Annotated in this window: 23 protein-coding genes; 19 read left to right on the top strand and 4 right to left on the bottom strand. The window is 65.3% G+C overall.

What is annotated here, in order from left to right; all coding sequences use genetic code 11:
* Positions 1-63 precede the first annotated feature (63 nt).
* The 3 genes from RPC_RS00165 to RPC_RS00155 all read left to right on the top strand — a co-directional run bounded on the left by RPC_RS00165 (position 64) and on the right by RPC_RS00155 (position 4,312).
* Positions 64-846: a phosphatase PAP2 family protein gene (locus RPC_RS00165; RefSeq protein WP_011470519.1), complete on the top strand. Its 783-nt coding sequence runs from the start codon at positions 64-66 to the stop codon at positions 844-846.
* A gap of 104 nt (positions 847-950) precedes the next feature.
* Complete coding sequence (argG, locus tag RPC_RS00160; protein ID WP_011470518.1) at positions 951-2,288, top strand: argininosuccinate synthase; 1,338 nt, start codon at positions 951-953, stop codon at positions 2,286-2,288.
* Between the two features lie 275 nt (positions 2,289-2,563).
* Positions 2,564-4,312 (top strand): alkaline phosphatase, encoded by a 1,749-nt coding sequence (locus RPC_RS00155; RefSeq protein ID WP_011470517.1) that lies wholly within the window; start codon positions 2,564-2,566, stop codon positions 4,310-4,312.
* Positions 4,313-4,314: 2 nt separating this feature from the next.
* On the opposite strand, the gene RPC_RS00150 is transcribed toward RPC_RS00155, so the two are convergent.
* The gene (locus RPC_RS00150; protein ID WP_011470516.1) at positions 4,315-4,905 is read right to left on the bottom strand and encodes a thermonuclease family protein; all 591 of its coding nucleotides are present in this window, start codon (positions 4,903-4,905) and stop codon (positions 4,315-4,317) included.
* 120 nt (positions 4,906-5,025) lie between these two features.
* On the opposite strand from RPC_RS00150, the gene RPC_RS00145 reads away from it, so the two are divergent.
* Positions 5,026-5,286: a type II toxin-antitoxin system Phd/YefM family antitoxin gene (locus tag RPC_RS00145; RefSeq protein ID WP_011470515.1), complete on the top strand. Its 261-nt coding sequence runs from the start codon at positions 5,026-5,028 to the stop codon at positions 5,284-5,286.
* A 10-nt stretch (positions 5,287-5,296) separates the two neighbouring features.
* A complete protein-coding gene (locus RPC_RS00140; protein WP_011470514.1) occupies positions 5,297-5,563 on the top strand; it encodes a Txe/YoeB family addiction module toxin in 267 nt (88 codons plus the stop codon).
* 18 nt (positions 5,564-5,581) lie between these two features.
* Here the strand turns inward: RPC_RS00140 and RPC_RS00135 are convergent, their stop codons facing one another.
* On the bottom strand, positions 5,582-5,815 hold the full coding sequence (locus tag RPC_RS00135) for a succinate dehydrogenase assembly factor 4 (protein ID WP_011470513.1): 234 nt from the start codon (positions 5,813-5,815) through the stop codon (positions 5,582-5,584).
* Positions 5,816-6,104: 289 nt separating this feature from the next.
* Between RPC_RS00135 and RPC_RS00130 the strand changes: the two genes are divergently transcribed.
* The 3 genes from RPC_RS00130 to purH all read left to right on the top strand — a co-directional run bounded on the left by RPC_RS00130 (position 6,105) and on the right by purH (position 11,265).
* Positions 6,105-7,457, top strand: a complete 1,353-nt coding sequence (locus RPC_RS00130) for an RsmB/NOP family class I SAM-dependent RNA methyltransferase (protein ID WP_011470512.1) — start codon at positions 6,105-6,107, stop codon at positions 7,455-7,457.
* Positions 7,458-7,734: 277 nt separating this feature from the next.
* Positions 7,735-9,513 (top strand): heparinase II/III family protein, encoded by a 1,779-nt coding sequence (locus tag RPC_RS00125; protein WP_011470511.1) that lies wholly within the window; start codon positions 7,735-7,737, stop codon positions 9,511-9,513.
* A gap of 159 nt (positions 9,514-9,672) precedes the next feature.
* On the top strand, positions 9,673-11,265 hold the full coding sequence (purH, locus tag RPC_RS00120) for a bifunctional phosphoribosylaminoimidazolecarboxamide formyltransferase/IMP cyclohydrolase (protein WP_011470510.1): 1,593 nt from the start codon (positions 9,673-9,675) through the stop codon (positions 11,263-11,265).
* Positions 11,266-11,402: 137 nt separating this feature from the next.
* On the opposite strand, the gene RPC_RS00115 is transcribed toward purH, so the two are convergent.
* Positions 11,403-12,794 (bottom strand): MFS transporter, encoded by a 1,392-nt coding sequence (locus RPC_RS00115; RefSeq protein WP_011470509.1) that lies wholly within the window; start codon positions 12,792-12,794, stop codon positions 11,403-11,405.
* An 84-nt stretch (positions 12,795-12,878) separates the two neighbouring features.
* Between RPC_RS00115 and ggt the strand changes: the two genes are divergently transcribed.
* The gene (gene ggt, locus RPC_RS00110; protein ID WP_041801207.1) at positions 12,879-14,642 is read left to right on the top strand and encodes a gamma-glutamyltransferase; all 1,764 of its coding nucleotides are present in this window, start codon (positions 12,879-12,881) and stop codon (positions 14,640-14,642) included.
* Positions 14,643-14,760: 118 nt separating this feature from the next.
* Complete coding sequence (locus tag RPC_RS00105) at positions 14,761-15,657, top strand: SDR family oxidoreductase (RefSeq protein ID WP_011470507.1); 897 nt, start codon at positions 14,761-14,763, stop codon at positions 15,655-15,657.
* 233 nt (positions 15,658-15,890) lie between these two features.
* Here RPC_RS00105 and RPC_RS00100 read toward each other — a convergent pair whose 3' ends face one another.
* The gene (locus RPC_RS00100) at positions 15,891-16,559 is read right to left on the bottom strand and encodes a glutathione S-transferase (protein WP_011470506.1); all 669 of its coding nucleotides are present in this window, start codon (positions 16,557-16,559) and stop codon (positions 15,891-15,893) included.
* Between the two features lie 212 nt (positions 16,560-16,771).
* On the opposite strand from RPC_RS00100, the gene RPC_RS00095 reads away from it, so the two are divergent.
* From RPC_RS00095 to RPC_RS00055, 9 genes are all read left to right on the top strand, one after another.
* A complete protein-coding gene (locus RPC_RS00095; protein WP_011470505.1) occupies positions 16,772-17,383 on the top strand; it encodes a 2-hydroxychromene-2-carboxylate isomerase in 612 nt (203 codons plus the stop codon).
* A gap of 233 nt (positions 17,384-17,616) precedes the next feature.
* On the top strand, positions 17,617-18,354 hold the full coding sequence (locus RPC_RS00090; RefSeq protein WP_011470504.1) for an SDR family oxidoreductase: 738 nt from the start codon (positions 17,617-17,619) through the stop codon (positions 18,352-18,354).
* A 75-nt stretch (positions 18,355-18,429) separates the two neighbouring features.
* Positions 18,430-19,353, top strand: coding sequence for a 2-dehydropantoate 2-reductase (panE, locus tag RPC_RS00085; RefSeq protein WP_011470503.1), 924 nt, complete (start codon positions 18,430-18,432; stop codon positions 19,351-19,353).
* Positions 19,354-19,606: 253 nt separating this feature from the next.
* A complete protein-coding gene (gene ccoN, locus RPC_RS00080) occupies positions 19,607-21,259 on the top strand; it encodes a cytochrome-c oxidase, cbb3-type subunit I (protein WP_011470502.1) in 1,653 nt (550 codons plus the stop codon).
* Between the two features lie 11 nt (positions 21,260-21,270).
* Positions 21,271-22,008: a cytochrome-c oxidase, cbb3-type subunit II gene (gene ccoO / locus RPC_RS00075; protein WP_011470501.1), complete on the top strand. Its 738-nt coding sequence runs from the start codon at positions 21,271-21,273 to the stop codon at positions 22,006-22,008.
* Positions 22,009-22,017: 9 nt separating this feature from the next.
* Positions 22,018-22,182 carry a cbb3-type cytochrome c oxidase subunit 3 gene (locus RPC_RS00070; RefSeq protein ID WP_011470500.1) on the top strand — a complete coding sequence of 55 codons (165 nt, stop codon included), beginning with the start codon at positions 22,018-22,020 and terminating at the stop codon, positions 22,180-22,182.
* 6 nt (positions 22,183-22,188) lie between these two features.
* Positions 22,189-23,070, top strand: a complete 882-nt coding sequence (gene ccoP / locus RPC_RS00065; RefSeq protein WP_011470499.1) for a cytochrome-c oxidase, cbb3-type subunit III — start codon at positions 22,189-22,191, stop codon at positions 23,068-23,070.
* Positions 23,071-23,186: 116 nt separating this feature from the next.
* The gene (gene ccoG, locus RPC_RS00060) at positions 23,187-24,644 is read left to right on the top strand and encodes a cytochrome c oxidase accessory protein CcoG (RefSeq protein ID WP_011470498.1); all 1,458 of its coding nucleotides are present in this window, start codon (positions 23,187-23,189) and stop codon (positions 24,642-24,644) included.
* Positions 24,645-24,665: 21 nt separating this feature from the next.
* Entirely contained in the window at positions 24,666-25,166 is a 501-nt protein-coding gene (locus RPC_RS00055; protein ID WP_011470497.1) for a FixH family protein, read from the top strand.
* Positions 25,167-25,174 lie beyond the last annotated feature (8 nt).

The raw sequence follows: 25,174 nt of genomic DNA, 5'->3' as shown, positions 1-25,174 counted from the left end.
GGATGTGCCACGGACGACGTCGCCGGCTTTTCTTGTCGCCTCCGCTCGGCTAAACCGCAGCCCATGAACCGGACCGGACTTCTCATCGCGCTCGGGCTGTTTGCCGGGATTGGCCTGCTGTTCGGGATCTTTCCCGGGCTCGACCTCTGGCTGGCCGGGCTGTTTTACGACGCCGAGACCAAGAGCTTCCCGCTGAAGGCGGTGGCCTGGGCGAGTTTTGCGCGTGACGCCGCGATGTGGATCGCCTGGGCGTTCGCGGCCCCCTCGATCGTGGCGCTGATCATCAAGCTGGGATGGCCGGACAGACCGCTATTGGTGCGCGGCCGCACCGTGATGTTCCTTCTGGTGTCGATCACGCTGTCCGCCGGCATCCTCACCAATCTCACCTTCAAGAGCCATTGGGGCCGGCCGCGGCCGATCTTCGTCACTGAATTCAGCGGCCAGAACCACTTTGTGCCGTGGTGGGACCCGCGCGGCGATTGCCCGAAGAACTGCTCGTTCTTCTCCGGCGAGGGCGCCACCGCGTTTTGGACCTATGCGCCGGCGGCGCTGGCGCCGGCGCCGTGGCGGCCCGCCGCCTATGCCGCCGCCACCGTGTTCGGCGTCGTCACCTCGGGCTTGCGGATGGCGTTCGGCGGGCATTTCTTCACCGACGTCGCGATCGCCGGTCTGGTGACGTTTCTGGTGATCTGGCTGCTGCACGGACTGATCTACCGCTGGGCGCCGACCCGGTTCTCCGATGCAAGGATCGACGCCGCGCTGACGCGGTTCGCTTGGCCGGGCTATCGCTGGCGGCAAAAACGCCGCGGCCGCGACGTCGGCCCGGCGCCGGTGGCATCGGCGTGAGCGACATTCCTGACCAGGGCCGCGATTAAACGCGTGCCCAGGGCTGCGAAGTTTGATATGCGCGCACTCAAATTCCCAAATGAACTCAGCCGATTGGAAGTTTCATGTCTACGATCTTGAAAAGCCTGCCCAAGGGGGAAAACGTCGGCATTGCTTTCTCGGGCGGGCTCGACACCAGCGCGGCGCTGTTGTGGATGAAGCAAAAGGGCGCCCGGGTGTTCGCCTATACGGCGAATCTCGGCCAGCCCGACGAGGCCGATTACGACGAGATCCCGCGCAAGGCGATGGAGTTCGGCGCCGAGAAGGCCCGCCTGGTCGATTGCCGCAGCCAACTGGTGCACGAAGGCATCGCCGCCATTCAATCGGGCGCGTTCCATGTTTCGACCGGCGGCGTTGCCTACTTCAACACCACGCCGCTCGGCCGCGCCGTCACCGGCACCATGCTGGTGTCGGCGATGAAGGAAGACGGCGTCAACATCTGGGGCGACGGCTCGACCTACAAGGGCAACGATATCGAGCGGTTCTACCGCTACGGGCTTTTGACCAATCCGGATCTGCGGATCTACAAGCCCTGGCTCGACCAGCAATTCATCGACGAATTGGGCGGCCGCGCCGAAATGTCGGCGTTCATGACCGCCCACGGCTTCGCCTACAAGATGAGTTCGGAAAAGGCCTACTCGACCGACAGCAATCTCTTGGGCGCCACCCACGAGGCCAAGGACCTCGAACACCTCGATAGCGGCATCCGAATCGTCAACCCGATCATGGGCGTGCCGTTCTGGCGCGACGACTGCGCCGTTGCGGCCGAGACGGTTTCGGTGCGGTTCGCGGAAGGCCAGCCGGTCGCGCTGAACGGGAAGACCTTCACTGATCCGGTCGCGCTGTTCCTCGAGGCCAACGCGATCGGCGGCCGCCACGGTCTCGGCATGAGCGACCAGATCGAGAACCGCATCATCGAGGCGAAGAGCCGCGGCATCTACGAAGCGCCGGCGATGGCGCTGCTGCACATCGCCTATGAGCGTCTGGTCACCGGCATCCACAACGAGGACACCATCGAGCAGTACCGGATCAGCGGCATGCGGCTTGGCCGCTTGCTCTACCAGGGCCGCTGGTTCGATTCGCAGGCCTTGATGCTGCGCGAGACCGCGCAGCGCTGGGTGGCGCGCGCCATCACCGGCGAGGTGACGCTGGAGCTGCGCCGCGGTAACGACTACTCGATCCTGAACACCCAGAGCCCGAACCTGACCTATGCGCCGGAGCGGCTGAGCATGGAGAAGGTCGAGGACGCGCCTTTCACGCCGGGCGACCGCATCGGCCAATTGACCATGCGCAACCTCGACATCACCGACACCCGCGCCAAGCTCGATCTCTACGCCAAGTCGGGCCTGCTCTCGGCCGGCGAGGGCTCGCACATTCCGAAACTCGAGAGCGACAAGGGCTGAAGCGGGCGTCCGCCGGCGCACGTTCCGCCGGCGCAAGCGCGGCTATCAGGCCGCATTCAAATTTGTCATTCCGGGGCGCGAGCCGCGCCAGCGGCAAGCGCCCCCGGAATCTCGCCCGGTATTCGGCCTTGATACTCCTTGCCGCAAGATTCCGGGTTCGCTCGGGCTGCGCCCTCCCGCCCCGGAATGACGCGTCGTTTGCGTCATCGGCCGCGTAATCGAACCGTCACAAAGCCATCCTAGGCTTCGCGCTTTCTCAGCTCGGAGCTCTTCCGATGATCAAACCGCTTGCCGCCACCTTTGCCCTTCTGATGTCGGGAACGGCCGCGTTTGCGCAGACCATCTATCCGATCGATCGCGCGGACATCCTGGCGGGCAGCCGGTTCGACTTCAAGGTCGAGTTTCCCGGCGTCGTCGATCCCGCCAAGCTGAAGGTCACCGTCAACGGCGCGGACACCACCGGCGCCTTCGGCCGCGCCGCCGAGTTCATCGTCCGCGAGGACGGCAAGGAGCAATCGGCGCTGCTGTTGCGCGAGGTGGCGCTGACGAAGCCCGGCCGCTACGTGATCGAGGCCAGCGACGGCAGCTTGAGCCGCAGCGTCGCCTGGAATGTCTACGACACCGGGCCGCGCAAGGCCAAGAACGTCATCCTGTTCATCGGCGACGGGCTGTCGCCAGCGCACCGCATCGCGGCGCGGCTATTATCCAAGGGCATCGTCGAGGGCAAGAGCCTCGGCAAGCTTGCGATCGACGACATGCCGCAGATGGCGCTGGTGGCGACAGCGGGCTCGGATTCGATCATCACCGATTCGGCCAATGCCGCTTCGGCCTACGCCACCGGCCACAAGGCCGCGGTCAATGCCATGGGCGTTTACGCCGACCGCACCGCGAGCCCGTTCGACGATCCGCAGGTCGAGACCATCGGCAGCTTGGCCAAGCGCAGGCTCGGCCTGGCGGTCGGCATCGTCACCAATACCGAGATCGAGGACGCCACCCCGGCGGCGATGCTGGCGCATACCAGGCGGCGCGCCGCCTATGACGAAATCGTCGCGCAATATTTCGCCGCCAAGCCCGACGTGCTGATGGGCGGCGGCGCTGCGAATTTCCTGCCGAAAGGCGCGCCGGGCTCGAAGCGCCGCGACGACGCCGACTACGTCGCGAAATTCCGCGACGCCGGCTACACGGTGGCGACCAATGCGGCCGAACTCGGCGCCGCCAAACCCGACACCCAGAAGCTGCTCGGGCTGTTCGCGCCCGGCAATATGGACGGTGTGCTCGACCGCAAACTCCTCAAGGGCGGCGGGGTGAAGAAGAATCCCAACCAGCCGGATCTCACCGAGCAGCTCGGCGCGGCGCTTTCGGTGCTGTCGAAAAATCCCAACGGCTTCTTCCTGATGGTGGAATCCGGGCTGATCGACAAATACGCCCACGCGCTCGACATGGAACGGGCGGTGTACGACACTATCATGCTCGATAACGCGGTGCGCCAGGCGCGCGACTGGTCGGCGGCGCGCGGCGACGACACGCTGATCCTGGTGCTGGCCGATCACAACCATCCGAACGCGCTGGTCGGCACCATCAACGACGATATGACCACGGTGCCGAACGTGCCGCTACGTGAGCGCGTCGGGGTCTATGAGAAAGCCGGCTTCCCGGACTATCCGGCGCCCGACAAGGACGGCTATCCGTCGCGGGTCGACGTCAACCGCCGGCTGGCGATCTTTTCGGCGAGCCTGCCTGACCACTACGAAACCTATCGGCCGAAGCTCGACAATCCGAACGAGCCGACCGAGAAGGCCGAGGCTGGCACCTTCAAGGCCAACGAGAAATACAAGGATGTGCCCGGCGCGGTGCTGCGGTTCGGCAATCTGCCGGCGATGATGAACGCCAGCGTGCATTCCGGCGAAGACGTGATCCTGACCGCGGTCGGCCCCGGCAGCGACCGCGTGCATGGTTCGATGGACAATACCGAGGTGTTCCGGGTGATCGCCGACGCGCTCGGTTTGGCGCCGGCGAAGGATTAAGCTCAGCGCCCGGCGCACCAGCCGTTGCGGTGGCCGCCCTCATAGGCTCGGGCGTAGCCGCCCGCCAACAGGGCCGCGGACAGGTTCGGGGTGCGCTTGGTGGCGGCATCGGCGACCACGCGACCCTGATACTTGTCCGGCCCGATATTGTAGATCGTCACCTCGCCCTCGCCGAGCAGGGCGTGCAGCGCTTCGCCGGCGGCCTCCGCCTGCTTCAGCTCCTGCGCGCATTGCGCCTTCAATTCCGGCGCGTCGATGCCGCGCAGCCGCACCCGCGTCGTCATGTCGAGCCCGGGCCACAGATGCACCCGCGCCTCGAAGGTGTCGCCGTCGATGGTGCGGATCACATCGACCGGATGCCGCGCACCGGCACTGCCGGCGCGCTGCCAGATCGCTTCAGATTCGCGGTCGCGCTGCGCCGATGACGACGAGTCGGTCGCGCTCGGAAACGGCCAGTGGATCCAGTGCCGCGCCGGCAGCATGGTCCCTGCCGCCATGCCCAATACGAAGACCCAGGGCAGGGCCGCGGAAAACCGTCCGCGCCAGGGCGAGCGGGCGATGCGTGCCGGGTTCGTTCTGAAATATGGGTACATATTCCTAAGGTAGATCGATTCTGCGGTCGAGGCAAGTGCAATCTGTGGTTGCGTCAACCATGGCCCATCTTGACAAAACCGACCTTTGTACAAATATTGGTACGGCTAGGGGAGCGCGAAATGTCCCATATTTCTTACAGTGAGTTGCGAAAAAACCTCGCCAGTTACATGGACGAGGTGTGTGATAGCCGCGCACCGCTTCACGTCACCCGTCAAAATGCCAGAACCGTGGTGATGATGGCAGAGGATGATTACGACGGTCTGATGGAGACGGTGCATCTGTTGAAAAGCCCGGCCAACGCGGTTCGACTGTTGCGATCGATCGAAGAGGCCGATGCCGGTCGTTTAACCGCGCGCGAGTTGATCGAGCCGACCGAGTAGTGCGCGGTTCATGAAGCTGGTCTGGACCGAGGATGCCTGGCGGGATTACCTGCATTGGCAAGCCACAGATCAAAAGCTGATGGCCGCGATCAACGATCTTATCCGGGATATCAAGCGCGACCCTTTCAAGGGCATAGGGAAGCCCGAACCACTCAAACACACCCTCAAAGGTTGGTGGTCGCGGCGAATCTCAGGGGAGCATCGTTTGATCTACCGGGTGGTGGGCAAGGCGGAAGATCAGCAAATCGAAATCGCCCAATGCCGTTACCACTATTGAGCGCATCCTAACGCCCGCTCAAAAATCCGAGGCGATGCCTTTGGTTTCCCAGTCGCCGTAGCGGGTCGGTTCCGGCCCCTTCGGGCCGTTGACCTCCTGGGTGGGATGCGCCGCTGACCCGGCTAAGGCTTTTGCGTCGGCCGCGGCGCGCCGGGCCGCGGCTTCGGCGAGCGCGCGCTGCGCCGCCGGCGGCAGCTCCTTGCGCGGCGGTGCGGCGGTGTCGGCGGCGGTGGTCTCGGACTCATCGGTCATCGGCAGGTCGTCCAGATCGCAAACCGTTTCGCAATATCGGTGTCGCACAACGGTCAGGCACGAGTTTCTGATCGTCGCCGGCAATTCTTGAAGGGCCGGCGCTTCTGAATAAGCCCGCCGCGCTGCGATCGCAAACCGGGTTTCAACCCGATCGGCGGATTGCTGTGCAAGCCGACCATCGGACGCCGCGGGATTCTTACATTTGGCATATTCGCGTGGCATCAAGGCCGGCCGCACGATGGCGCACGCCGTCGTCCCGTTGCCAGCTCTCACGTGATAATCTCAACCCATGTCGTCAACCCGATTCGCACCCCACGCCGAGGTGCCCGGTCTAGCAGCGCGTCGTATTGCCGCCGACATTCTCGACGGCGTGCTGCATAAGCACCGCACGCTCGACGATCAGCTGGAGGGCGCCGCCGCCCATCCGGGGCTGAAGACGCTGTCGGACCGCGACCGCGCGCTGATGCGCCGGCTGGTCGCCACCATCCTGCGTCGGCTCGGAACGCTGGGCCATGTGCTGTCGCGAATGCTCGACCGCGGCCTGCCGACCGATGCGCCGCGGGCGCAGAGCGCGCTGCTGATCGGCGCGGCGCAGATTCTGTGGATGGAGGTGCCGGATCACGCCGCGGTGGATCTCTCAGTGCGCCTCGTGCAATCGGATCGGCGCGCGGCGAAATATGCCGGACTGGTCAACGCCGTGCTGCGGCGTTGCGCCCGCGAGGGCCAGCCGTTGATCGACGAGGTGCAGGGCCAGTCGCTCGACGTGCCGCCGTGGCTGCTGGCGCGCTGGAGCGCGCATTACGGCGCCGACACCGCGCGCGCCATCGCCCGCGCAATCGGCGAGGAACCCTCGCTCGATCTCTCCGTGAAGTCCGACGCCGAGGCTTGGGCGAGCCGGCTGCATGGCGAAGTTCTGCCGACCGGCACGGTGCGGACGCTGTTGCAAGGCTCGGTGAAAATGCTGCCGGGCTTCGACGACGGCCAATGGTGGGTGCAGGACGCGGCCGCAGCGTTGCCGGCGCGGCTGTTCGGCGATCTCACCGGAAAATCCGTGGCCGATCTTTGCGCCGCGCCCGGCGGCAAGACCGCGCAACTCTGCAATGCCGGCGCCTGGGTGACCGCGATCGACCGCTCGCAGAGCCGGGTCGCAAGGTTGCGGGAAAACCTCGGCCGGTTGGGGCTGCCGGCGGAGACCGCGGTGGCGGATGCCGCCGAATGGCCGGGCAACGGCGGCGACGGCTTCGATGCCGTGCTGCTGGACGCGCCGTGCTCGTCAACCGGCACCATCCGTCGCCATCCCGACGTCGCCTGGCTCAAGCAGGAGGCCGACATCGGCGCGCTGGCGGCGCAACAGCAGCGGCTGTTGCACAAGGCGGTGTCGTTGCTGAAGCCGGGCGGAACCCTGGTCTACTGCACCTGTTCGCTGGAGCCGGAAGAGGGCGAAGTCGCCATCGCGGCGCTCTTGGCGGGCAATTCCGGGATGCGCCGCGCCCCGGTCGATTCCAGCGAAGTGGCCGGGCTCGGCGACCTGATCACCCCCGACGGCGCGTTGCGCACCCTGCCGTGCCACCTGCCGCACCCCGATCCGCGGCTCGGCGGGCTCGACGGGTTCTATGCGGCGCGGCTGGTCAAGCCGCTGTAGGACTTCATTTTTTCCAAAGCCCGCGCCGCATCGCCGGGGTTTTCCCGCGGCGTTGCGGCGGGATGGTGTGCCCGCCCGTTTCCGGATTAAAAGATTTGCAGAGAATTTTCGTTAACTCTGCTTGGTTCTGGTTCACAACGGTCTTGGTCTTTGCGTGGGTCCCCCCGGTTGAGTTCGTCAGGCCGGTCAAGCGGGCGTCAAGCCTCCACTTGAATCGAATGCCGTAAGAGAGGGTGCCGAACGTGAAGCGAACTTCGGATTCGGGGCACTAACGCAGGTGTCGGTAGCCTATCGCAGACGATTGTCGACGCTGATCCTGGGCCGTTTTGCGCGCAACCTGATGGCGCGCGCCTCGGCGGGCTCGGTGGCGTTGTCGCGGCTGTGGCCCGGTCGCACCGACCGGCTGATCATCGCGCCGCACGATCTGCGCACCGCCGACGCCACGCGCGCCGCCGAAATCTACGCCGGACGTTTCGTGTTCGCCGGCAAGATCGTCACCTGCCACGGTCGTTCGATCTTCGATTACGCGCCGCCCTCGGACGACTGGGAGGTGGCGTTGCTCGGCTTCGGCTGGCTGCGCCACCTGCGTGCCGCCGACACCGCGATCACCCGCGCCAATGCCCGCTCGCTGGTCGACGACTGGATCTCCAACATGTCGCACAACCGGCCGGTCGGTCGGCGGCCCGACGTGCTGGCGCGCCGGGTGATCTCGCTGTTGTCGCAGGCGCCGTTGGTGCTCAGCGACACCGACGGCCGGTTCTATCGCCGCTATCTGCGCGGGTTGACCCGCGAAATCCGCAGCCTGCGCTACATCACCCCGGACATCGCCGACGGCGTGCCGCGGCTGCAGGTCTTGATCGCGCTGTGCTACGCCTCGCTCTGTCTCGCCAACCAGGCGCGCCATATCCGCGCCGCCTCGCGCAAATTGTCCGACGAGCTGCAGCGGCAGATTCTGGCCGACGGCGGCCACATCTCGCGCAATCCCGGCGCGCTGATCGAACTGATGATCGACCTGCTGCCGCTGCGCCAGACCTTCGCCGCGCGCAACATCGCGCCGCCGCCGGCGCTGTTGAACGCGATCGACCGGATGATGCCGATGCTGCGGTTCTTCCGCCACGGCGACGGCAGTTTCGCGCTGTTCAACGGCATGAGCAGCGCGCCGTCGGATCTCTTGGCGACGCTGCTGGCCTATGACGATACCCACGGCAGCCCGATGTCGAGCATGCCGCACACCGGTTTCCAGCGGCTCGACGCCGGCACCATGACGGTGATCGTCGACACCGGCCCGCCGCCGCCGCCGGCCGTCAGCGACGAGGCCCATGCTGGCTGCTTGTCGTTCGAAATGTCGGTGGCCGGCTGCCGCGTCGTGGTCAATTGCGGCATCCCCGCCACCGGCCGGGAGAACTGGCGCAGCTTCGCCCGCGGCACCGCGGCGCATTCCACCGTGACCTACCGCGAAACCTCGTCGTGCCAGTTCGTCGAGCGCTCCTCGATGAAACGTTTCCTGAACGGCGCGCCGATCGTCTCCGGGCCGGTCCATGTCGAGCATTATCGCGAGGTCGGTGCCGAGGGCGTGATGCTGAACATGTCGCATGACGGCTATCAGTCGCGGTTCGGGGTGACCCATCGCCGCGTGCTGATGGCTTCCGTCGACGGCTCGCGGCTGGACGGCGAGGACACCGTCGCGGCGGCGCCGGGCGCGCGGATCAAGGGCAATGACGCCAGCTATGCGGTGCGGTTTCATCTGCACCCTGCGGTCAAGGCCAGCCGGCTCACCGACGCCCGCGGCGTCATGCTGGTGCTGCCGAACCGCGAGGTCTGGACCTTCGAGGCGCTCGACGACAAGGTCGAGCTCGAGGACAGCGTGTTTCTTGCCGGCAATGACGGGCCGCGCCGCACCGTGCAGATCGTGATCCGGCAGGACGCCCGCCACACCTCCTCGATCCGCTGGAACTTCGTCCGCTCGCCGAGCTCGCCGGCGGCCACCGCTGCGCGGCGCAATAACCGCGGCCAGGCCGAGTTGCCGCTGCCGCCGCCGACCCCATCGCGATCTTGACGGGCGGAAGCATCGCGCGCGAGCCGCGTAACCGCCGCTTCTCCGGCGATCCGAGGTTTCACCGCCCGGCAAACCGTGCTACGGCGCGCGCTTGAATTCGGCGCCCGCCGCAACCGGCCGGCCGCCCGTAACCCACATTATTATACCGGGATTCTCCTCATGACCGACCACCCGCGCCGCGTGACCCGCGCTCTTCTGTCCGTTTCCGATAAAGCGGGCCTGATCGACTTCGCCCGCGCGCTGGTCGACCACGGCGTCGAACTGGTCTCCACCGGCGGCACCGCCAAAGCGATCGCCGCTGCCGGGCTCGCGGTCAAGGATGTCTCCGAGCTCACCGGCTTTCCGGAAATGATGGACGGCCGGGTCAAGACCCTGCATCCGAAGGTGCACGGCGGCCTGTTGGCGGTCCGCGGCAATGCCGAGCACGTCAAGGCGATGGCCGACCACGACATCGCGCCGATCGACCTGTTGGTGGTCAACCTCTATCCGTTCGAGGCCACCGTCGACAAAGGCGCCGGTTACGAAGACTGCATCGAGAACATCGACATCGGCGGGCCGGCGATGATCCGCGCCGCTGCGAAAAACCACGACGACGTCGCGGTGGTGGTGGAAGCCGCCGATTATCAGGCGGTGCTCGACGAACTCGCGGCCAACAAGGGCGCAACGACACTGACCTTGCGCAAGAAGCTCGCCGCCAAGGCCTATGCGCGCACCGCGGCTTACGACGCGGCGATCTCCAACTGGTTCGCCGATCAGCTGAAGACCGCGGCGCCGGATTTCCGCGCCATCGGTGGCCGGCTGATCCAGAGCCTGCGCTACGGCGAAAACCCGCACCAGAGTGCTGCGTTCTACCGCACCCCGGATCACTGCCCGGGCGTCGCCACCGCGCGGCAGATCCAGGGCAAGGAACTATCCTACAACAACATCAACGATACCGACGCCGCCTATGAGTGCATCGGCGAGTTCGACGCCACGCGCACTGCGGCCTGCGTCATCGTCAAGCACGCCAACCCCTGTGGTGTGGCGGAGGGCTCGAGCCTGCTGGCCGCCTATCGGTCGGCGCTGGCCTGCGATTCGACCTCCGCGTTCGGCGGCATCGTGGCGCTGAACCGCACCCTGGATGCCGAGGCCGCGCGCGCCATCACCGAGATCTTCACCGAAGTGATCATCGCGCCCGACGCCACGGACGAGGCGATCGCGATCGTTGCCGCGAAGAAGAATCTGCGGCTGCTGCTGGCCGGCCAATTGCCGGATCCGCGCGCGCCTGGGCTCACCTACAAGACGGTGGCCGGCGGTCTGTTGGTGCAGTCGCGCGATAACGCCGTGGTCGAGGATATGGCGCTGAAGGCGGTTACCAAGCGGCAGCCGACCGAGGCCGAGCTGCGCGATCTGAAATTCGCCTTCCGGGTCGCCAAGCACGTGAAGTCCAACACGATTGTGTATGCGAAAGACCTCGCCACCGTCGGCATCGGCGCCGGCCAGATGAGCCGCGTCGACTCCGCGCGGATCGCCGCGCGCAAGGCCGAGGATGCGGCGGCCGAGCTGAAGCTCGCCGCGCCGATGACCAAGGGCTCGGTGGTGGCCTCCGATGCGTTCTTCCCGTTCGCCGACGGCATGCTGGCCTGCATCGAGGCCGGCGCCACCGCGGTGATCCAGCCCGGCGGCTCGGTGCGCGACGACGAGGTGATCAAGGCCGCCGACGACGCCGGCATCGCCATGGTGTTCACCGGCGTGCGGCATTTTAGGCATTGATAACTGACCTCTCCCCGCTTGCGCGGAGAGGTGCACTTTTTTAACAAGAAGTCATTCCGGGGCGCGAGCAGCGTGAGCTGCGAGCGAGCCCGGAATGACGGCTTCGTTCGGTTGTGGCGCGTCAATCACCGAAGCAATTACTTGTTCCGCACCTTCGCCAACAACACCAGGCCGGCGACGAAGAACAGCACCAACACCGCCATCCCGGCCTTCTGGCTCATGGTGATCGCGGTGACCGCGCCGATCAGCATCGGGCCGATGAACGAGGTGACCTTGCCGGTCAGCGCGAACAGCCCGAAGAACTGCGCGATGCGCTGCTTCGGCGCCATGTGGATCAGCAGCGAGCGCGACGCCGCCTGCAGCGGCCCGCCGGCGATGCCTATCAGGCAGCCGAGCAGGAGATAAGCGCGCTCGGCGGGAGCTGCGAACAGCGCGCCGCCGGGCTGCGGCGGCGTCACCGCAATGAACAAAATCGAATCCCGCTCGACCAGCAGGATGCCTAGCACCGCGATCAGCAGCAACATCATGCTGCCGGCGATCACCCGCTTCGGCCCCAGCGCGTCGTCGAGCTTGCCGCCGAGATAAGCGCCGAAGGTGGCGGCGATCGCCAGCAGGATGCCGAAGCTGCCGATCTGCAAGGTGTGCCATCCGAACGTGCCGGCGGCATAAATGCCGCCGAACGCAAACAACGAGACCAGCCCGTCGGTGTAGATCATGTTGGCGAGCAGGAACGTCGCCATCGAGCGGTGCTTCGGCAATTCGCGCAGCGTCTGCCCGAGCTCGCGCAAGCCCTCGCGCACCGCGGCGCCGAGCTTGCGCTTGGCCGGAAAATCCGGCGTCAGCAGAAACATTGGCAGGACGAAGACAACGAACCAGATGCCGGTCAGCGGCCCGGTGATGCGGTCGCCCTGATGCGTCAGAGGATCGAGCCCGAACCATGGCAACAGGCCAAACAGCGTGCGGCCGGTGTCGGGACTGCCGGCGAGAAATCCCAGCACCAGGATCAGCGACAGGATGCCGCCGACATAGCCGGTGGCCCAGCCGGTGCCGGACAATCGTCCGATCTGATCGGGCGGCACCAGATGCGGCATCATCGCATTGTTGAACACGGTGGCGAATTCGACGCCGATGGTCGCCACGCCATAGGCAATCAACAGCGGCAGGATCACGGTTGGGTCACCGGGACGGCCGAACCACATCGCGCAGGAGCCGATCACCAGCAATGCGCCGAAGCCGAAGATCCACGGCTTGCGCCTTCCGCTGGCATCCGCAATCGCACCGAGCACCGGCGAGGCCAGCGCGATGATCAGCCCGGCGGCGCCGGTGGCAAAGCCCCACAGCGATTGGCCTTGCGCCGGATCGGCGGCGACAAAAGTGGTGAAATACGGCGCGAAGATGAAGGTGGTGATCAGCGTGAAATAAGGCTGCGCCGCCCAGTCGAACAGGATCCAGCCGACCACCGCGGAGCGCCGCGGATAGCGTGGTGCGGCGGCCGCGCGGGTCGCGCCGGCGGCGAGGCTGTCCGCCATGCCCAAGTTCCTCCCGAATGATGGTCGAGGTTTTGCTTCTCGCATCGAAAGCAATATAGCATCCCCGGCAATGAGAAGGTGTTCATGGTGAGATTAAGTCCGCCGAGGTCGCGCTGCATTCTGGCGCTGCTGCGTGGCGTAGTGGTGACGGCGCTGCTCGCGCTCGCCGGCGCAAGCGCGCAAGCCCAGGACATTCGCGGCGGCGCGCTGCCGGCGGTCGCCGCGCCCGCGGTGGTCGGCTCGCGCGGCATGGTGGTTGCGCAGGAGCGCATCGCCGCAACAATCGGCCGCGATGTCTTGGCGAAGGGCGGCAACGCCGTGGATGCCGCTGTGGCAACCGGGTTCGCGATGGCCGTGACTTATCCCCGCGCGGGAAATCTCGGCGGCGGCGGCTTCATGGTGATCCACCGCGCCAAACAAAACGACGACATCGCGCTGGACTATCGCGAGACCGCGCCGGCGGCGGCGACGCGCGACATGTTCCTCGGCGCCGACGGCAAGCCCGATCCGGCGAAGTCGCGCGACTCCGCGCTCGGCATCGGCGTGCCCGGCACCGTCGCAGGGCTTGCGCTGGCGCTGGAGAAATACGGCTCCGGCAAATTCTCGTTGGCGGAGATTCTGCAGCCGACGATCGCGCTGGCGCGCGACGGCTTCGAGATTGCCGACGACACCGCCGATACGCTGCCGGATTGGCACAAGCGGTTGGCGCGTTGGCCGGCGACGCAGAAGATTTTTTCGCGGGACGACGGCACCTCGCTGCAGGGCGGCGACCGCCTGGTGCAGCGCGATCTCGCCGTGACGCTCGGCGCGATCGCCGCGCAGGGGCAGCGCGGCTTCTATCAGGGCGAGGTCGCGGAAAAGCTCGCGCGTGGCATCGCCGCGGCCGGCGGCCTCATCACCGTGGACGACCTTAAATCCTATCAGCCGGTGATCCGCACGCCGCTGCGCGGGACTTATCGCGGCTATGACATCGTGGCGATGCCGCTGCCGTCGTCCGGCGGCACCGTGCTGATCGAGACGCTGAACCTTCTCGAGGGCTTTCAACTGCGCGAACTTCCGCAAGGCTCGGCCGCCTCGTTGCATCTTCTCATCGAGGCGATGAAGCGCGGCTATGCCGACCGCGCGCGCTATCTCGGTGATCCGGCTTTCGTCAACGCGCCGCTCGCGGCGTTGCTATCAAAGGACTATGCGAAGAAGCAGCGTGCCGGCATCGATCCGCAGCGCGCCACGCCGTGGACCGAAGCCCTGCCGGCGCTGCCGCCGCGCGAGGGCGAAAACACCACGCATTACTCGGTGGTTGACGCCGACGGCAACGCGGTCAGCAACACTTACACGCTGAATTTCAGCTACGGGATCGGCCTGATCGCCGCCGGCACCGGCGTGCTGCTCAACAACGAGCTCGACGATTTCACCGCGGCGCCGGGTGCCTCGAACGCGTTCGGGCTGGTCGGCTTCGAGGCCAATCTGCCGGGGCCGGGCAAACGGCCGTTGTCGTCGATGTCGCCGACGCTGGTGCTGAAGGACGGCCGCGTGGTGCTGGTCACCGGCTCGCCCGGCGGCAGCCGGATCATTTCGACAACGCTGCAGGTGATCGTCGACGTGCTGGATTACGACATGGATATCGCCGCCGCGGTGGCGGCGCCGCGGCTGCATCATCAATGGCTGCCGGATGAGGTGCGAATCGAGCAGGGATTTCCTGAAGCTGTGATCGCCGCGCTGCGCGCCAAGGGCCACGTCGTCGTGGCGCCGCTCGGCCAGACCTCGGCGAATTCGATTTTCGTGGCTAAGGACGGCGTCCGCGGCGCGCCCGACCCGCGGACCCGCGGCGCCGCGGCGGTCGCGGAGTAGCACCGGCTCTCCCCCGCAAGCGGGGGAGGGAGCAGGCCATGCTTGGCGCGGGACTGATTTCGAATTACAGCGAAGCCATCAACACGCGCCGAAGGCGCTGACTGCAAGGGGACGAAACATGGCTTCACTGAAGGGCAAGACGCTGTTCATTTCCGGCGGCAGCCGCGGCATTGGGCTGGCGATCGCGCTACGTGCGGCGCGCGACGGCGCCAATGTGGCGATCGCCGCCAAGACCGCCGAGCCACATCCCAAACTCCAGGGCACGATCTATACCGCGGCGGACGAGGTGCGCGCCGCCGGCGGCAACGCGCTGCCGATCCTGTGCGACATCCGCGACGAGGCCCAGGTGATCGCCGCGATCGACAAGACGGTCGGCGAGTTCGGCGGCCTCGATATCTGCGTCAACAATGCCTCTGCGATCAGTCTCACCAACTCACAAAATACCGACATGAAGCGGTTCGACCTGATGATGGGGATCAACACCCGCGGCACCTTCATGGTGTCGAAATATTGCATTCCGCATCTGAAGAAGGCCGAGAACCCGCACATCCTGATGCTGTCGCCGCCGCTCGACATGAAGCCAAAATGGTTCGAGCACTCCACCGCCTACACCTTGGCCAAGTTCGGCATGAGCATGTGCGTGCTGGGATTGTCCGGCGAACAAAAGCGCGCCGGCATCGCCGTCAACGCGCTGTGGCCGCGCACCACCATCGCCACCGCGGCGGTCGGCAATCTCTTGGGCGGCGACGCCATGATGCGCGCCAGCCGGACGCCGGAGATCATGGGCGACGCGGCCTATGAGATCTTTCTCAAGCCGTCGCGCGAGTTCACCGGGCAGTTCTGCATCGACGACAAAGTGCTGTATGAAGCGGGCGTCACCGATTTCGAGCGCTACCGCGTCGATCCCTCGGTGCCCCTGATGTCGGATTTCTTCGTGCCCGACGACGATGTGCCGCCGCCCGGCGTCAGCGTGAGGACGCTGCCCTCGGTCGATGCGGCGAAGGCGAAGGGGTAGGCGGGTAGTTTCTGCGTCGGTTCGGACCTGCTGCCCATGCTACGAAGGCAGCGCGCTCCCTCTCCCGCTTGCGGGGGAGGGTTGGGGAGGGGGCGCTCCGCACACCAGCCCCTCCACGATGATCAAGTCGGTTCGCACGAGCGCAGTGCTCGCGGCTTTCCCCCACCCCAGCCCTCCCCCGCAAGCGGGAGAGGGGGCAGGCAGCGGCCGCGGCGGATGCCGTGCTCGGTCGGCTACGCCTTGCCGATCGTATACGGCCCGCCTTTTTCCAGCGCGCGGGCGTAGGCCGGGCGGGCGTGGATGCGTTCGAGCAGCGCCCGCGTCTTCGGATATTCTCCGTCGAGCCCGCCGCGCGCCGACGCGGCCTCCAGAGGAAAGCTCATCTGCACGTCGGCGGCGGTGAACTCGGAGCCTGCGAACCACTCACTCTTGCCGAGCTCGCTTTCCCAGAACGCCATGTGCTGCTTCAACTGCGGCTCGATGAACGTCGTCAGCACCGGCGTGGTGATCATCCGCACCAACGGCCGCAGCAGCGCCGGCGCGCGGGTCGGGATCATGGTGAACAGCAGCTTCAACAGCAGCGGCGGCATCGCCGAGCCTTCGGCGTAGTGCAGCCAATAGGTGTAGCGCAGCCGCTCCGGGGTGTCCGGCGGCGGGATCAGCCGGCCGTTGCCGTAGGCGGCGATGATGTAGTCGATGATCGCGCCGGATTCGGCGATGGTGGCGCCGTTGTCGGTGATCACCGGCGATTTGCCGAGCGGATGGACGGCGCGCAATTCCGGCGGCGCCAGCATATCGGGCTGCCGCTGATAGCGCACGATCTCGTAAGGCACGCCGAGTTCTTCCAGCAGCCACAGCACGCGCTGCGAGCGCGAATTGTTCAAGTGATGGACGGTGAGCATGACGTTTCCTCCATTGCCGGCCGATGATCGGTGGTGCCATCGGCACCGGTAAAAGTCGAGCCGCGCCAGCAAATATATCACGACGCGTTCGCGATGCCGCCGAGCGGCGGCGCGGCGGCCGGTTGATCATGGCGGCGGCACGGGCTAGGCTGCGTGACATGATTATGATCATATAAAGCTGCGATGCAGCGCCGGAGCCCAGGGAGAGAGCGATGAGCCAGCCGCCGCCGCAATTCTTGTTCGATTTCGGTAGCCCGAACGCCTATCTGGCGCATCAGGCGATCCCTGAAATCGAACGCCGGATCGGCGTAAAATTCGACTACGTGCCAGTGCTGCTCGGCGGCATCTTCAAGGCCACCAACAACAAATCACCGGCGGAGACGTTGGCCGGGATCAAGAACAAGCGCGAGTTTCATGAGCTGGAAACCCAGCGTTTCATCCGGCGCTACCACGTCGAGCCCTATGTGTGGAATCCGCACTTTCCGGTTAACACGCTGAACTTGATGCGCGCCGCGGTGGCGGCACAGTTGGACGGCGTGTTCGAGCCATATATCGCAGCCGCGTTCCGTCACATGTGGGCGGAGCCGAAGAAGATGGATGATCCCGAGCTGGCGTTGCAGGCGTTGAAAGCGTCGGGGCTCGATGCGGACAAGCTGTTCGCGCGGGCGCAGCAGCCGGAGGTCAAGGCCAAACTGATCGACAACACCCAACGCGCGGTGGAGCGCGGCGCGTTCGGTGCGCCGACCTTCTTCGTCGGCGACGAGATGTTCTTCGGCAAGGAGCAACTGCGCGAGGTCGAGGAAATGTATGGGGAGTTGGATTGATTAACGCTCCGCTCTTAGGCTGAAACGATACGTGTCCCGGACGCGGAGCAGCGCTCTTGCGCTGCATCGCAGATCCGGGACCGTTCCAAGCGCTGCGCTCCGTAACGGCCCCGGCTCTGCAGCGCACCACGCCGCAAGTGCGGCGCGCTGCGCTGCGTCCGGGGCACCCAATCCAACGCGGTGGTGCGAATTCAGTATCGCCGAGATAGCGAAAGACATTCAGGAGAAACCCCGTGCAGCAACGCAACGCAACCGTCGCGGTGATCGGCGCCGGCGACTATATCGGCGCCGAAATCGCCAAGAAATTCGCCTGCGAAGGTTTCACCGTGTTTGCCGGGCGACGCGACGGCGGCAAGCTCGAACCGTTGGTGCAAGAGATCGAGGCCGCCGGCGGTTCCATCGTCGCGCGTTCGCTGGATGCCCGCCAAGCCGATCAGGTCGCGGCCTTCCTGGAGGAGGCCGACGCCCATGCGCCGCTCGATGTCTGCATTTTCAACGTCGGCGCCAACGTCAATTTTCCGATTCTCGACACCACCGATCGGGTGTTCCGCAAAGTCTGGGAAATGGCCTGCTGGGCCGGCTTTCTCGCCGGGCGCGAATCTGCGCGGCTGATGATTCCACGCGGGCGTGGCAACATCTTCTTCACCGGCGCCACCGCGAGCCTGCGTGGCGGCTCGGGTTACGCCGCGTTCGCCTCGGCCAAATTCGGGCTGCGCGCGGTGGCGCAGGCGATGGCGCGCGAATTGGGGCCGAAGAACATCCACGTCGCGCATCTGGTGATCGATTCCGGCGTCGACACCGCCTGGGTCCGCGAGCGCCGCGAACAGTTGTGGGGCAAAGAGGCGCTGGACAATCCCGACCTGCTGATGCCCCCGGCGTCGGTCGCTTCGTCGTATTGGCAGCTCTACCAGCAGCCGAAAAGCGCCTGGACCTTCGAGATGGAAATCCGCCCGTTCGGCGAGAAGTGGTAGGGCGCCGCGCTTGTCCTTGGTGCAAAGATTGTCCGGCAGTAAAAGCGATCCGCGAATCCAACAGGGAGTGGGACGATGCGGATACTCGTGGTCGGCGCCGGAGCGATCGGCGGCTATTTCGGCGGACGGCTGCTGCAGGCCGGGCGCGATGTGACGTTCCTGGTGCGGCCGAAACGCGCCGCCGAACTGCAAACGCACGGCCTGGTGATCAACAGCCCGCACGGCGACGTCACGCTGCGAGACCCGCCGGTCGTCCTGGCGACGGAGTTGAATCAGCCGTTCGATCTGATCCTGCTGAGCTGCAAGGCATTCGATCTCGACGATGCCATCGCCTCGTTCGCGCCGGCGGTCGGTCCCGGCACCGCGATCCTGCCACTGCTCAACGGCATCGCGCATCTCGACGTGCTGGACCGCAAATTCGGCGCCGACCGGGTGCTCGGCGGGCAATGCGTGGTGGCGGCGACGCTGAACGCCGTGCGCCAGGTCGTGCAGCTCAACCCGATGCATTCCATCACCTTCGGCGAGCGCGACGGCACGGTCTCGGCCCGGGTCGAGGCGATCGCCGCGATCCTGTCCGGGGCGATGTTCGAGGTTCACGCCTCGCCGCTCATCCTGCAGGAGATGTGGGAAAAATGGGTGTTTCTGGCGACGCTGGCCGGGGCGACCTGCGCGATGCGGGCGACGGTCGGCAACGTGCTGGCAGCGCCGGGCGGCGCCGATTTCATCCTCGGCGTGCTCGACGAATGCACCGCGGTGGCCTCTGCCTCAGGCTATGCGCCGCGCGGACCGTTTCTGGAGCGGACCCGCGGCATGGTGACGGCGGCCGGTTCGCCGCTAACGGCCTCGATGTTCCGCGACATCCAAGCCGGCGCGCCGATCGAATCGGAGCACGTGATCGGCGATCTGATCGCGCGCGGCGACGCCGCCAAGACCCCTTTACCGCGACTGCGCGTCATCTTCACGCATTTGCAGGCCTATCAGTTGCAGCGTGGCGGATAGACACGTGAGAAAATTGCGCTGCGCCGTAAGACTTTGGTCGCAATATTTGATCTAGATCACACTAAATTGTCGCAGTTCGCTCGGCGAACGGCGGAACTTGCTGCAATTGCGAAAGAATTTGACGCATTCCAGTAATTCCCGGATGAGTTGTGGGGCGTTGCCCAAGATTCGAGCAATTTGATTTCGATCAAACTGAGTGCCATGAAACTCAGGTTGGTGACCCTCAGCTCCCGCCTTGAAAAAGAACCAAACGATGAATCAGGCCCTCACTTCGAAACGGATGACCATCGGCGAAGGGGGCTTGCTCGCCCTGTTCACCGTCATGGTGGCGCTTTGTGTCCTCGCCGTGATCAAAGCTCAGGACTCCGCCTTTGCCTTCCACGCCGCCATCGGTGCTGCGGTCAGCGCCTGGGCGGTGTTCGCGATCTTCACCCGGTTCTCCGGCCGCCCGGCAGCCCGCCCGCCGCAGGAGATCAACGGCGTGCCGAACTACAATTTCGGCCCGGTCAAGTTCTGCTCGTTCATGGCGATGTTCTGGGGCATCGCCGGCTTCAGCGTCGGGCTGATGATCGCCCTGCAGCTGGCCTTCCCGCTGCTCAATTTCGACATTCAATGGATCTCATTCGGCCGGCTGCGGCCGCTGCACACCTCCGCGGTGGTGTTCGCGTTCGGCGGCAACGTGCTGCTGGCGACCTCGCTCTACGTGGTCCAGAAGACCTCGCGGGTGCGGCTCGCCGGCGATCTGGCGCCGTGGTTCGTGGTGATCGGCTACAACGTCTTCATCCTGATCGCCGGCACCGGCTATCTGCTCGGCGTCACCCAGTCCAAGGAATATGCCGAGCCGGAATGGTACTCCGACGCGTTGCTCACCGTCGTCTGGGTCGCCTATCTCTTGGTGTTCCTGATGACGCTGGTGAAGCGCAAGGAACCGCACATCTTCGTGGCGAACTGGTTCTACCTCGCCTTCATCATCACCATCGCGGTGCTGCATCTGGGCAACAATCCCGCGGTGCCGGTGTCGTGGTTCGGCTCGAAATCCTACATCGCCTGGGGCGGCGTGCAGGACGCCATGTTCCAGTGGTGGTACGGCCATAACGCGGTCGGCTTCTTCCTCACCGCCGGCTTCCTCGCCATCATGTACTACTTCATCCCGAAGCGCGCCGAGCGGCCGATCTATTCCTATCGGCTGTCGATCATCCACTTCTGGGCGCTGATCTTCCTCTACATCTGGGCCGGCCCGCATCACCTGCACTACACCGCGCTGCCGGATTGGACGCAGACGCTCGGCATGACCTTCTCGATCATGCTGTGGATGCCGTCTTGGGGCGGCATGATCAACGGCCTGATGACGCTGTCGGGCGCCTGGGACAAGCTGCGCACCGATCCGGTGCTGCGCATGCTGGTGGTCTCGGTGGCGTTCTACGGCATGTCGACCTTCGAAGGTCCGATGATGGCGATCAAGGTCGTCAACTCGCTCAGCCACTACACCGACTGGACCGTCGGCCACGTCCACTCCGGCGCGCTCGGCTGGGTCGGCTTCGTCTCGTTCGGCGCCTTGTACTGCCTGGTGCCGTGGGTCTGGAACCGGAAGCAGCTGTATTCGCTGAAGCTGGTGAACTGGCACTTCTGGATCGCGACGCTGGGTATCGTGCTCTACATCTCGGCGATGTGGGTGTCGGGAATTCTGCAGGGCCTGATGTGGCGCGCCTACACCTCGCTCGGCTTCCTGGAATATTCCTTCATCGAGAGCGTGGAAGCGATGCATCCGTTCTACATGATCCGCGCGGCCGGCGGCGGCCTGTTCCTCTGCGGCGCGCTGATCATGGCCTATAACCTCTGGATGACGGTCCGTACCGGCGAGTCATCGGAAACGCAGCCGAGCGTTGCGCTTCAGGCAGCCGAATAAGGAGCGTTGCGATGACAACATTCTGGGATCGTCACAAGATCTTCGAGAAAAATTCCATCGTGCTGATCGTCGGGATTCTGGCGGTCATCGCGATCGGGGGGCTCGTCGAAATCACCCCGCTGTTCTACCTCAAGAGCACCATCGAAAAGGTCGACGGCGTCAGGCCCTACACCCCGCTCGAACTCGCCGGGCGCAACATCTTCGTCCGCGAGGGCTGCTATCTGTGCCACTCGCAGATGATCCGGCCGCTGCGCGACGAGGTCGAACGCTACGGTCACTTCTCGCTCGCCGCCGAGAGCATGTACGACCACCCGTTCCAGTGGGGCTCCAAGCGCACCGGACCGGATCTGGCGCGGGTCGGCGGCAAGTATTCCGACGACTGGCACGTCACCCATCTGAAGAACCCGCGCTCGATCGTGCCGCAGTCGGTGATGCCGGGTTACGCCTTCCTGGCGCGCACCGAAGTCGATACCGACCATATCGCCGATCATCTGCGCACCAACCGCATCGTCGGCGTGCCCTACACCGACGACGAGATCGCCAACGCCAGCGCCGACATGAAGGCGCAGGTCAATCCGGACACCCCGGAGGCCGCCGAACTGCTGAAACGCTATCCCAAGGCCGTGGTGCGCAATTTCGACGGCAAGGACGGCAATCCGACCGAACTCGACGCGCTGATTTCCTACCTGCAGATGCTGGGAACGCTGGTCGACTTCAAGCTGTACAATGAAAAAGCCAACCTGCGCTGAGGCACTGACATGAAAGCGATCGTCACCGCCGACAATTGGGTTTCCGATTTCGTGCTCACGCTTTGGACGCCGTTGTTCGTCGCCATCTTCATCGCCATCGTGGCTTACGCGCTGTGGCCCAAGAACAAGTCGAAATTCGACGCGGCCGCCAGCATGCCGCTGCGAGAGGAATGATCGGTCATGGCTGAGCACGACAAGCACGGAACGTTCGACGAAGTCACCGGCAAGCACACCACCGGCCACGAGTGGGACGGCATCGAGGAACTCAACACGCCGCTGCCGCGCTGGTGGGTACTGACCTTCTATGCCTGCATCATCTGGTCGTTCGCCTATTGGGCGGTGTATCCGGCCTGGCCGCTGGTGCAGAGCTATACCACCGGCTGGTTCAACTATTCGTCGCGCGCCGAAGTCGCGGTGGAACTCGGCAAGCTCGAGGCGATCCGCGGCGACAAGATGGCGGCGCTGGCCACCGCGCCGCTCGCCGACATCGAAAAGGACCCCGGCATGTTCGCGATGGCGCGCGCCCGCGGCAAGGCGGTGTTCGGCGACAATTGCGCCGCCTGCCATGGCAGCGGCGGCGCCGGCTCCAAGGGCTTCCCCAACCTCAACGACGACGACTGGCTGTGGGGCGGCACCCTCGAGCAGATCGAGCAGACCCTGAAATACGGCGCCCGCAACGGTCATCCGGAAGCGCATGAGGGCCAGATGCTGGCGTTCGGCAAGGAAGGCGTGCTGAAGCCCGAGGAGATCGCCACGGTAGCCAATTACGTGCGATCGCTGTCCGGCCTGTCGACCCGGCCCGGCGTCGATGTCGCGGCAGGCGGCAAGATCTTCGCGGAGAACTGCACCGTCTGTCACGGCGAGGACGCCAAGGGCAATCCGGATATCGGCGCGCCGAACCTGACCGACCGGATCTGGCTGTACGGCTCCGAAGAGGCCACCATCATCGAGACCATCACCAACGGTCGGGCCGGCGTGATGCCGGCTTGGATTGATCGGCTCGACCCTGGTACGATCAAGGCGATGGCGGTGTACGTACATTCCCTCGGTGGCGGCAAGTAAAAGCGCGGGGTTCGCGCCCCGTGCCATAATGCGAGCCAATACCTGAGGTTAATCAATTTCGCCCATGAGAGTGAGCCTAAGGCTCACGCTCAAACGATGCGAGATGTATCCTCATCATGAATAAGCCCGTGCTGCCGAAAGACCTGCAAACGGACCCCGATGGGCCGCTTTACGTGGCGCAGAAGAAGATCTATCCGCAGAGTGTTTCGGGAACGTTCCGGCGCATCAAGTGGTACCTGATGGCGATCTGCCTCGGGATCTACTACTTCCTGCCGTTCGTGCGCTGGAACCGCGGTCTCGGCGCGCCGGATCAGGCGGTGCTGATCGATCTTCCCAACAGTCGGTTCTATTTCTTCTTCATCGAGCTGTGGCCGCAGGAAATCTACTACTTCACCGGCCTGTTGATCGTCGCCGCGATCACGCTGTTCCTGATGAACTCGTTGGGCGGCCGGGTATGGTGCGGGTATCTGTGCCCGCAGACGGTGTGGACCGATCTGTTCTACGCGGTGGAACGGCTGATCGAGGGCGACCGCCGCGAGCGGATGAAGAAGGCCGCCGAAGGCCTGACGCTGCAGCGCGGCGCCGAGCTGGTGCTGAAGCACTCGATCTGGATCTTGATCGCGTGGTGGACCGGCGGCGCCTGGGTGCTGTATTTCGCCGACGCACCGACCCTGGTGAAGGAGCTCGTCACCTTCCAGGCGCCGATGATCGCCTATATCTGGATCGGCATCCTGACCTCGACCACCTATCTGTTGGCCGGCTTCATGCGCGAACAGGTCTGCGTCTACATGTGCCCGTGGCCGCGGATCCAGGCGGCGCTGACCGACGAATGGGCGCTCAACGTCACCTATAAATACGACCGCGGCGAACAGCGGACCTCGCTGAAAAAGGCCGAGCAGGCCCGCGCGCAGGGCGAAAAGGTCGGCGACTGTGTCGACTGCAATCAGTGCGTCGCGGTGTGTCCGACCGGCATCGACATCCGCAACGGCTCGCAGCTCGACTGCATCCAATGCGGGCTGTGCATCGACGCCTGCGACGCGGTGATGACGAAGATCGGCCGCGAGACCCGGTTGATCGGCTACGATAACGACATCAACATCCACCGCCGGATGGAAGGCAAGCCGGAAGTGTTCCGGATGATCCGGCCACGCACCATGGTGTATTCGGCGCTGATCGTCGGCGTCGGCGCGATCATGCTGTATGCGCTGCTGACCCGAACCTTGCTCGATGTCAATGTGCTGCATGACCGCAATCCGTTGGCGGTGCGGCTCAGCGACGGCTCGGTGCGCAACGCCTACACCATGCGCCTGCTCAACAAACGCGGCTTCGATCGGGTGGTTGCGATCGACGTCGAGGGACCGGCCGATGCCACGGTCAGCGTCGTGGGCATGGATTCGATCACCCCGGAACGCCCGATGATCGTGCTGGGCCGCGACCAGACCACCGAATTGCGGGTGCTGGTGACCTCCAGCCCCGACGCCAAGCTCGCGCCGTCGACGCCGGTCATATTCCACATCACCGATATCGGCCTCGGCGAAGTGGCGTCGGCCGCCGACAATTTCGTCACGCCCTGAATTGCAACCGCGGAGTCTCCCATGAGCAAGCCAGTGACGTCGCCGCGGCCGTTGACCGGAGGTGTCGTTCTTGCGTCGCTGCTCGCCTTCTTCGCGGTGGTGCTCGGTGTCAACATGACGATGATGCTGCTGGCGATCGAGACCCTGCCGGGGACCGAGGTCGACAGCGCCTACAGCGCCAGCATCCGCTATTCCAACGAGATCGCCGCGGCGCGCGACCAGGCGCAGCGCGACTGGCGCGTCAACGCCCGCGTCGAACGCCAGCCGGATGGCTCGGCGTCGCTGCGCGTCGAGGCTCGCGACCGCAACGGCGCGCCGCTCGCCGGCCTGACGTTTTCCGGCCGGTTGGAACGGCCGGCCGACAAGCGTGCTGACAAGGAAGTGATCCTCGCCGAGATCGGCGACGGGGTCTATCGTGGTAACGCTGTCGGCGTCTCCCCCGGACAATGGGACCTGGTGATCGAGGGCGACTCCACCGGCAACAGGATGTTTCTGTCGAAGAATCGCCTGGTCCTGAACTAGGAGACCGC

The sequence above is a fragment of the Rhodopseudomonas palustris BisB18 genome (assembly GCF_000013745.1).
Taxonomy (GTDB): domain Bacteria; phylum Pseudomonadota; class Alphaproteobacteria; order Rhizobiales; family Xanthobacteraceae; genus Rhodopseudomonas_A; species Rhodopseudomonas_A palustris_F.
The sequence above is the reverse complement of the archived record's forward strand: the minus strand, read 5'-3'. Positions and strand labels throughout refer to the sequence as shown.